The 8,774-nt window shown below is 73.4% G+C and carries 4 protein-coding genes and 4 pseudogenes; 5 read left to right on the forward strand and 3 right to left on the reverse strand.

The window, feature by feature from the left end; all coding sequences use genetic code 11:
* Nucleotides 1-425: 425 nt before the first annotated feature.
* Complete coding sequence (locus IPO09_18030; protein MBK9519204.1) at nucleotides 426-680, reverse strand: hypothetical protein; 255 nt, start codon at nucleotides 678-680, stop codon at nucleotides 426-428.
* 7 nt (nucleotides 681-687) lie between these two features.
* A pseudogene (gene serC, locus IPO09_18035) lies at nucleotides 688-1,811 on the reverse strand (3-phosphoserine/phosphohydroxythreonine transaminase).
* Nucleotides 1,812-2,077: 266 nt separating this feature from the next.
* Here serC and IPO09_18040 point away from each other — a divergent pair.
* Both IPO09_18040 and IPO09_18045 read left to right on the forward strand, forming a co-directional pair.
* Nucleotides 2,078-2,923, forward strand: a pseudogene (locus tag IPO09_18040) (CoA ester lyase).
* Between the two features lie 351 nt (nucleotides 2,924-3,274).
* Nucleotides 3,275-3,874, forward strand: a complete 600-nt coding sequence (locus IPO09_18045) for a recombinase family protein (protein ID MBK9519205.1) — start codon at nucleotides 3,275-3,277, stop codon at nucleotides 3,872-3,874.
* Nucleotides 3,875-3,943: 69 nt separating this feature from the next.
* Here the strand turns inward: IPO09_18045 and IPO09_18050 are convergent, their stop codons facing one another.
* Nucleotides 3,944-4,471 (reverse strand): hypothetical protein, encoded by a 528-nt coding sequence (locus IPO09_18050; protein ID MBK9519206.1) that lies wholly within the window; start codon nucleotides 4,469-4,471, stop codon nucleotides 3,944-3,946.
* 968 nt (nucleotides 4,472-5,439) lie between these two features.
* Between IPO09_18050 and aroH the strand changes: the two genes are divergently transcribed.
* From aroH to aroA, 3 genes and pseudogenes are all read left to right on the forward strand, one after another.
* The gene (gene aroH / locus IPO09_18055) at nucleotides 5,440-5,973 is read left to right on the forward strand and encodes a chorismate mutase (GenBank protein MBK9519207.1); all 534 of its coding nucleotides are present in this window, start codon (nucleotides 5,440-5,442) and stop codon (nucleotides 5,971-5,973) included.
* Nucleotides 5,974-6,014: 41 nt separating this feature from the next.
* Nucleotides 6,015-6,812 (forward strand): annotated as a pseudogene (locus IPO09_18060) (prephenate dehydrogenase).
* A gap of 78 nt (nucleotides 6,813-6,890) precedes the next feature.
* A pseudogene (gene aroA, locus IPO09_18065) lies at nucleotides 6,891-8,764 on the forward strand (3-phosphoshikimate 1-carboxyvinyltransferase).
* Nucleotides 8,765-8,774: the final 10 nt, after the last annotated feature.

Consider the following 8,774-nt stretch of genomic DNA (forward strand, 5'->3'; position numbering starts at 1 on the left):
CACCACCAGCTCGGCCGAGGCCGCGGCTGAAGTCCTCAAGCGCCACCCGGTGCGCCACCGGCGGACCCACCGGCGTCTCGCGCCAGGGAAGTCGATGTTGACGATCCGCCCGCCCGCCGGAGGGGCGCCGGGCCAGCCGCCACAGGTAGGCCACGCCGTCCGGGAAGTGGTGGAAGGTGTCCACCACCAGCACCAGGTCGCAGCTGCCCGGCGGCAGGAGGCGGGTCGTCGGCCAGCCCGAGCACCGGGGTCACGGTGCGGCACGCCGGCGGCGGCCAGCCGCTCCTTCAGCTTGCCCAGCAGGGCCGGCTCGACGTCCACCGCGTAGACGCCGGTCGGGCCAGCGCCGCGGCCAGCCGGCGTGAAGTAAGCCGGGGCCGGCGCCGACGTCGCAGGCCACCTGCCCGGGGCCAGGCCCAGCGCCTTCACCACCTCGTCCGGCTTCTGCCAGGCGTCCCCCGCTTCGCGTCCAGCAGGCCGGCCGCGTAGGCCGTGAGGTCGGCCGGGTTGCCGTGCTGGCCGGCCGCGCCGTGCTTCGCCCCCGCCGGCCTGGCCCCCTGCATGCCGTGGCCGCCCTTCCCCTCCCGCTGCTGGTAGGTGGACAGGGGCTTGGGCGGCGCGGCGGTGGGGGCGGCCGCCGGGGCGGCGGCCAGCAGGAGGGCGAGGGCGAGCGAGGACATGTGGCGGTTACCCCTTCTTGGCGAAGTCCGCCATGAAGGCGGCCAGCTCGTCGAGCCAGGCCGGCTCGACGGCGTTGTAGATCGAGGCGCGGATGCCGCCCACCGAGCGGTGGCCCTTCAGGCCGACCATGCCCTTGGCCTTGGCCTCCTTGACGAAGCGCTCCTCGTCGGCCTCGCTGGGCAGGCGGAAGACCACGTTCATGACCGAGCGGCTCTCACGCTCCACCGGGCACCGGTAGAAGCCGGGGTGGCCGTCGATGGCGCCGTAGAGGACCGCCGCCTTCTTGCGGTTGCGCGCCTCCATGACGTCGAGGCCGCCCAGCCCCTTGAGCCAGGCCAGCACGTTGCGCACCATGTAGATGCCGAAGGTGGGCGGCGTGTTGTAGAGCGACTTGTTCTCGGCGGGCGTGCGGAGCTGGAAGATCTTGGGGAGGTCCTTGCGCCCCCCCTCGACGAGCGCCTTCGCCACCACCAGGACCACCACGCCCGACGGGCCGATGTTCTTCTGGGCGCCGGCGTAGATCAGGCCGAACGCGAGACGTCCACCTTCTTCCAGAGGAAGTCGGAGGACATGTCGGCCACCAGCGGCGCGCCGGTGGACGGGGTAGGGCGGGCCGCGTCCACGTCGAACTGCACGCCGTGGATGGTCTCGTTGGTGGTGACGTGCAGGTAGGCGGCGTCGGCTGCGCCCTTCACCTCACCGGCGGCCGGGGCCCGGACGTGGCTCTTCTCCTTGCCGGCGCCGGTGCCGGTGGTGCAGGCCACCTTGACCGCGCCGCCCAGCATGGCGGTGGGCCGCCTTGCCCTCGGAGAGGGCCTTCTCGCCCAGGCGCCGGTGATGACGTACTCGGCGGTCTGGCCCTTCTGCACCAGGTTCATCGGGAGCTGGGCGAAGAGCTGCGAGGCGCCGCCCTGCAGGAAGAGGACCTCGTGCGTGTCGGCACGCCCAGGAGCTCCTGAGGAGCCGCGATGGCCTCGTCGTGGACCGCCTCGTACTCCCTTGCCGCGGTGGCTGTGCTCCATCACCGACATGCCGGACTTCGCGAAGTCGAGGAACTCGTCGCGGGCGCGCTCGAGCGCGGGGAGGGGCAGGGCGGCCGGGCCGGCGTTGAAGTTCTTCACGCGGTTCATGAGGGCCTCAGGTTCGGGTGGAAGGGGGCGCATTCTCGCAGAATCGGGGGCCCGGCTCCAGGGTGGAACCCGGTCCTGTCCGGAGCCATTCCGCCTGCGCCCAGGCCACTTCGTCGCAGCCCTCCGCGCGCTGGCCCGCCCCCCGCGGGGACGCGGGGGGGGGCGGCCCTGCCCGGCGACCGCGCCGGCGGTGGCTCCTGAGCGTTCCACCTCGCGCCGAAGGTCGCCCGACCCCCCGCCATCCGCCCCGCCGCAGCGCGCTCTACATGCCTGGCCAGAACGCCCGCGCTGGAGAAGGCGCGCGGCCTCGACGCCGACGTCCTGCTCCTCGACCTGGAGGACGCGGTGGCCCCGGCCGCCAAGGGCGAGGCGCGCCGGCTGGTGGTGGAGGCGCTGCGGACCGGGGGCTACGGCCACCGCGAGCTGGTGGTGCGGGTGAACGGGCGCGGCACGCCGTGGGAGGTGGACGACCTCGCGGCCGTGGCCACCTCGGGCGCCGACGCCGTCCTCCTGCCCAAGGTGGAGGATCCCGCCGCGGTGCGCGAGGTCGAGGCGGCCCTGGCGCGGCTGGGCGCGCCGGCGTCGCTGCGGCTGTGGGCCATGATCGAGACGCCGCGAGGCGCGTGCGGGCGGCCGAGGTGGCCGCCGCCACCCGCGGCTGGCCTGCCTGGCGGCCGGCACCAGCGATCTGGTGAAGGACCTGGGGGCGCGCACACCGCCGGCCGCGCCGAGGTGCTCACCGCGCTCTCGTTGATCGTGCTCTCGGCGCGGGCCCACGGCCTCGGCTGCCTCGACGGGGTCCACCTCGACCTGACCGACGAGGCCGGCTTCGAGGCCGCCTGCCTGCAGGGGCGCGACCTGGGGTTCGACGGGAAGACCCTCATCCACCCCAAGACCCTGGCGGTGGCCAACCGGACCTTCGGCCCCTCACCCGCCGAGCCGACGCGGCCCGCCGCATCATGGTGGCCCACGCCGAGGCGGAGTCCTTCGGGCAGGGCGTGGTGGTGGTGGACGGCCGGCTGGTGGAGGCGCTGCACGTGGACGGGGCGCGCCGGCTGCTGGCGCTGGCCGAGGCGCTGGGGTCGCGGGGTCGGGCTCCAGGCTCGGAGTAGTTGCCGGATGACCTCCGTGCTCGGGGTCGTCGCGGTGCCGATGGAGTCGAGCGGCAACCAGAGCCCCGACCAGAGCCGCCCCTCGTTGAACAGGCCGGCCGCGACGGGTTTGGCGACGGTGTATGCAGCGATGGCGACGACGCCCCTGGGTGCCCCCAGCACCAAGGCCCTGTACCTGCCGGGTGCCCGGGCACGCTGCCGGCCTCGGTACAAGGATGGCCAGTCGTCGAACCACCCGTGCACTCATCCTGGCTTCCTTGGTCAGGGCCTCCAGAAGGCAGCCACGAACATCAGGACGAGCCCCACGACGAGCCAGATCCTCATGAGTAGTCCCGCACGGACGCCCCAGATCTGCTCGCCTATCCAGGAGTTCCTGTCGAGGAGCACGCTGAGGTAGCGAGCCCCCTCCCTTCGAGACACCTTGAGCGCTGCCGCCCATGCGAGGGCCGCCATACCCCACACCGATGCCAGAGCTACCGCGACGATCAACGTGCCGGACATGGCCAGGCCCTCCTGGACCGGCTCCCGGCCGATGCCTGCGCTGGTCGGGTCCGGGCCGTCGCCGTCTGGGCGCTCGACCGCCTCCACCGCTCCATGGTGAGCGCCATCCAGACCGTGCAGGAGCTCGACCGGCTCGGCGTCCGGGTCCTCTCTGCATGCGAGAGCTGGCTCGACACCGACAGCCCGGTGCGGCCCCTGCTGGTCGCCATCTTCAGCTGGGTTGCCGGGCAGGGGCGGACCCGGCTCATCGAGCGGACCAAGGCCGGCATGGCCAGGGCGAGGACCGAGGGGAAGAAGATCGGCAGGCCCCGGACTTCACCGTTGAAGCTGGCGGCAGTCGCCGCCGACTTGGAGGCGGGGATGTCGCGGCGTGCCGCAGCCTGGAAGCGTGGCATCCCCGAGGCCACCCTGCGCGCCAACCTGCGTGCGCAGAATCGGCCCCCTCGTTGAAGTGCCGGGAACAGCAAGCCAGCAGGAGCCTACCTGGCTGCGCAGGAACCGGACCCTTTTGGTCCCCCGCTACTGGCAGAACAGGCCCTCGGAGATGAGCCACTTCCCATCCCGGAGCGTGAACCCAATGTAGAGCGTGCCCATGCTCTTGGCGAACTCGGCACTGCGGTGGTCGGCCGACTGGTTGCTGATGATAGGGGTGGTGGCATCCATCATGCTCCGGGCTGACGGCCCACTGCCCTCGCCACCCCCGAACAGCCACGGCCGAAGGCGTCCATCGGGGCGCCTCACGAGCGCGTCGTACTCGCGGCGCCCGTACAGGAAGTCTCCGCACATCACGCCGCCAGGACTCAAGAGGCGCTCCAACCGCTCCGCGTCCTGCGCAGTCAGCGCCTGCTGTAGCTGCTCCAGCTCCCTGACCAGTGGTGCGGCCCCCTGGTCGGCGTGGCCCGGAGCGGCGAAGTCGCCAGGCGACGGGCGGTCTGGCGTCCGCACCGACATGGCTGCTCGGTCCGGATCCTCGGCCTTGCATGCAGCGGCGGCCGAGACACACCCAATGGCAACCAGGGAAGCGAAGCCACGGCGAAGTGAGTTCATCGTCTTCTCCTACGGCGACGGCCTGAAGAATGCGTCTCGGGACAGCTCGAACAGCCACTGCCGGCGCTATGGTCGGCAGTGCGCTAAGAGTTGGGGGCCCTGCGGGCATGGCGCTGGGTGCGCTCTTGGGCGGGATGGCCGGAATGGCCGGGACTGCGGTGACGGAAGTGATGAACAATCTCGATAAGAACGGCGGAAACCTCCAGCAAGCCATTCGGGGAGTCAATGTGAGGAAGGTCCTCGTGGCGGGCGCCATGGGGGCACTGGCGGCCTCTGTGCCCGCGTTCATGCCGGGAACGAGCGGGACGGTCCAGGCGCTACGCTTAGTGAATGGGGCAACTGCGTCGGTTGCTGCAGGTATCGCACAAGGAGCGCTCACCAGAAAGCCGCGGAGAGCCAAGGGAAGACAACGGATGGGAGCAATGTGGTCTCGGAGGAGGCATTTCATCTTCCTGAGCACTGGATACTGCCAATGACAAGTCAGCCGTGCGCCAATCCTTCGACAATTGGCCCAGTGTTGGTGATACTGTTGACGGGATTCGCTGGTATTGGTGCCGGGATAAGGCTCATTGTGTCTCTTCGAAGAGCCCACGACCCAGTCCTGTTCAAGATTCCTCGCAACACCAGGGCGCTAGCTGCAGGCATGAGCCTGTTCTGTGGCTGCATTCTCGTCACAATCTTCACCTGGTACTTGATCCTGCTGCCTAACTGCGGATGAATGGTGCATGGGCCGGAGCCCCGGAGCCCGTTCCAGCGGTCCGCCGATCGTCTGAAGGTCTGGGATCGGCCTGACCGCACGAGGGGCGCGAGGCAGGCGGGCGGTGCGGTACCTGCACCTGGAGTGCATCGGCTCGCTCGACCCTCCGAGGCCCATCTCGAAGACCGTGGTCCCGCCCAACCGGATCGTGCCGCACCCCACCCGCCCGGCATGGACACGCCTTCCCCCTTTCCCTAGTATCACCGGCCTCATGCGAGGCATCCGAGGGGCCACCCAGGTGGCCGAGAACACCCGGGAGGCGATCGAGGAGGCGGTGGTGGAGCTCTGTGAGGAGCTGACCCGGCGCAACCACCTCGACCCCGAGGAGATCACCTGGGCCATCTTCACCGTCACCCATGACCTCGACGCCGACTTTCCGGCTCGCGGGGCCCGGGTGCAGGGCTGGCACCAGGTGCCCATGATCTGCTCCCAGGAGATCCCGGTGCCGGGCTCCATGCCGCGCATCATCCGGGTGCTGCTCCACTCGGTGGCCCGCGGCGCGCCGCATCACGTCTACCTGCGCGGCGCCCAGGCGCTCCGCCCCGACCTGCACCACGGGGTGCCCTTCCAGCAGCCGAAGGCCAGGGGCGCCACCCGGGCCGCCGCGGCCGCCCGGGGCACGACGAAGGCCAGGGCGGCGTCGAAGGCCAGGACTCCCGCGCAGACCAAGCCACCGACGAAGACCCGGGCCCCGGCGCCGCCCTCGGCACGCCCGGCCGGCCGCACCCGCAGGGCCGGGAAGTGACCGGCCTGCCGCGCCGGCTCGGCCTGGTGGGGCTCGGCCTGATGGGCGGGGCGCTGGCCCGCGCCGTGCGCGCCGCCGACCCGTCCGTCCGCCTCGTGGCGGTGGAGCCCGCCGAGGCCGCCCGCGCCGCGGCCCTGGCCGAGGGCGTGGTCGACGAGGCCCACGCCGCCCCCGGGCCGGCCCTGGGCGCCTGCGACCTCGCGGTGCTCTGCACCCCGGTGGCGGCCATCGAGGCGCTGCTCGGGCCGGTGTCCCAGCTCCTGCCGGACGGCGCGGTCCTCACCGACGTGGGCGGCGCCAAGGAGGCCATCGTGGCCCTGGCCCGCACCCAGGTCCGCCCCGGCGTCCACTTCGTCGGGGCCCACCCCATGTTCGGCGGCCACGGCGGCTTCGCCGGCTCGGCCGCGGCGGCCCAGCGCCGCTGGCGCGGCGGGCGGGTGGCGCTGGTCACCGACGGCGACCCGGCGGCGGTGGAGCGGGTGGCCGCGCTGCACCTGGCGCTCGGCGCCACCGTGATCCGCTGCAGCGCGGCCGAGCACGACGCCGCGGTGGCCATGGTCTCGCACCTGCCCTACCTGGTGGCCAGCGCCCTGGCGGCCGCGGCTGAGGAGGCCGGCCCGCTGGCCCGCGCGCTGGCCGGCCAGGGGCTCAAGGACACCACGCGCCTGGCCGAGTTCCCCTTCGACATCCAGGGCGAGGTCTCCCGCCGCAACGCCCGCCTGCCCGAGGCGGCCGAGCGGCTGCAGCGCCACCTCACCGCCATCCTCTCCGCCATCGCCACCTCCCCCGAGGCAGCGCGCACGGCGCTCGAGCAGGCGCGCCACGCGCGCGAGGCTCTTCTGACCGCGCCACGCCACGGCCCCGCCCGACGGACCGCTCACCTGCCACCGCACGGGCCGCTCCAGGGCGACCTCACGGTGCCCGGCGACAAGTCCATCTCCCACCGCGCCATCCTGTTCGGCGCGCTGGCCGAGGGCGAGACCGCGTCACCGGCATCCTCGACGCCGAGGACGTCCACTCCACCCGCAAGGCCGTGACCAGGCTCGGCGCCACCGTCCGCGAGGAGGGGGCCGAGGTGATCGTCACCCCGGCCGCCACGCTGGTGGAGCCGGACGACGTCATCGACTGCGGCAACTCCGGCACCTCGCTCAGGCTGCTGGCCGGCGTCCTGGCCGGCCTGCCCAGGCTATCGGTCCTGACCGGCGACGCCTCGCTGCGCCGCCGGCCAGGTGCGCCGGGTGGTCGAGCCCCTGCGCCGCATGGGCGCGGACCTGACGGCCCGCGACGGCGACCGGGTGCCGCCGCTGGTCATCCGCGGGCGGCAGCTCACCGGCACCCACCACGACCAAGGTGGCCAGCGCCCAGGTGAAGAGCGCCATCCTGCTGGCCGGCCTGTCGGCCCAGGGCGAGACCAGCGTCACCGAGCCGGAGCGTTCGCGCGACCACCGAGCGGCTGCTGCGCGGCATGGGCGTGCCGCTCACGGTGGACGGCCTGACCGTGACGGTGCGCCCGGCGCGCCCGCGCGGCACCCGGGTGGACGTGCCGGGCGACATCTCCTCGGCCGCCTTCTTCCTGTGCGCCGCCGGCCTGCCCGGCTCGGCGGTGACGGTGCGGAACATGGGCACCAACCCCACCCGCACCGGCCTGCTCGACGTGCTGCGCGCCATGGGGCCGACCTCACCGTGGCCAACGAGCGCGAGGTGGCCGGCGAGCCGCGCGCCGACGTGACGGTGCGGGCCGCGCCGCTGCGCGCCACCGAGATCGGCGGGCCGCTCATCCCCCGGCTCATCGACGAGCTGCCGGTGCTGATGGTGCTGGCCACCCAGGCCAGCGGGCGCACCGTCATCCGCGACGCCAGGGAGCTTCCGGGTCAAGGAGTCGGACCGCCTGGCCGCCATGGGCGAGACCCTGGCCGCGGCCGGCGCCAGGCTGGAGCTCTTCGAGGACGGCTGCGCCATCGAGGGGGCCGACCCGGCTCGGGCCGGTGACGGTGAAGACCCGGCTCGACCACCGCATCGCCATGTCGATGGCGGTGGCCCAGCCCTCTTCGCCAGCGCGCCGGTGGTGCTCGACGAGGTGGCCTGCGTGGCCACCAGCTTCCCCCTCCTTCTTCTCGCTGCTGGACGGGCTGTGCCAGGCGCGCCGGTGACCCAAAGGGTGATCGGCGGCGGACCGCGCTCTACGGCCTGGTGGGCTGGCCGGTGGGGGCACAGCCTCTCGCCGCTCATGCAGAACGCCGCCTTCGCCGCCCTGGAGTTGGACGCCGTCACCTGGCGCTGCCGCTGGCGCCGAGCGGCTCCTCGAGGGGCTGGGCGGGGCCCACGCGCTCGGCTTCCGCGGGCTCAACGTCACCATCCCGCACAAGGAGGGGCGGCCGCCGCTTGCGTCCGGCTCGACAGGTGGCCGCCGCGGTGGGCGCCGCCAATGCTGCGCCACGCGCCCGACGGGTGGGAGGGGCCACACACCGACGCCACCGCGCTGCTGGAGCTGCTGCGCGAGGCCGGCGTGGCGTCGGGCGCCCGGGTGCTTTGCTGGTGGGGGCCGGCGGCGCGGCGCGGGCGCCGGCGCCTGAGCGGCGCTCCGGCTGGCCGGCGGGGTGCGGGTGGTGGCGCGCCGGGCCGAGCAGGCGGCGCGGCTGTGCCAGGCCACAACCCCCCTCGGCCTCGCCGGGCGGCGCCTGAACCGTGCCGGTGGCCTGGGGGCGCTGGCCGCCGGGCCACGCACGCCAGCGTGATCCTGAACGGCACCAGCGTGGGGCTGGCCGGCCCGACGACCGGCTGCCCGGGGTGACCTTCGGGGC

The sequence above is a fragment of the Anaeromyxobacter sp. genome (assembly GCA_016718565.1).
Lineage (GTDB): Bacteria > Myxococcota > Myxococcia > Myxococcales > Anaeromyxobacteraceae > JADKCZ01.

What these genes read in the sequence shown, in the direction of transcription:
- IPO09_18030 (MBK9519204.1), bottom strand. Translation starts at nt 680, where the DNA reads ATGTCCTCGCTCGCCCTCGCCCTCCTGCTGGCCGCCGCCCCGGCGGCC.
- IPO09_18050 (MBK9519206.1), bottom strand. Translation starts at nt 4,471, where the DNA reads ATGAACTCACTTCGCCGTGGCTTCGCTTCCCTGGTTGCCATTGGGTGT.
- aroH (MBK9519207.1), top strand. Translation starts at nt 5,440, where the DNA reads ATGCGAGGCATCCGAGGGGCCACCCAGGTGGCCGAGAACACCCGGGAG.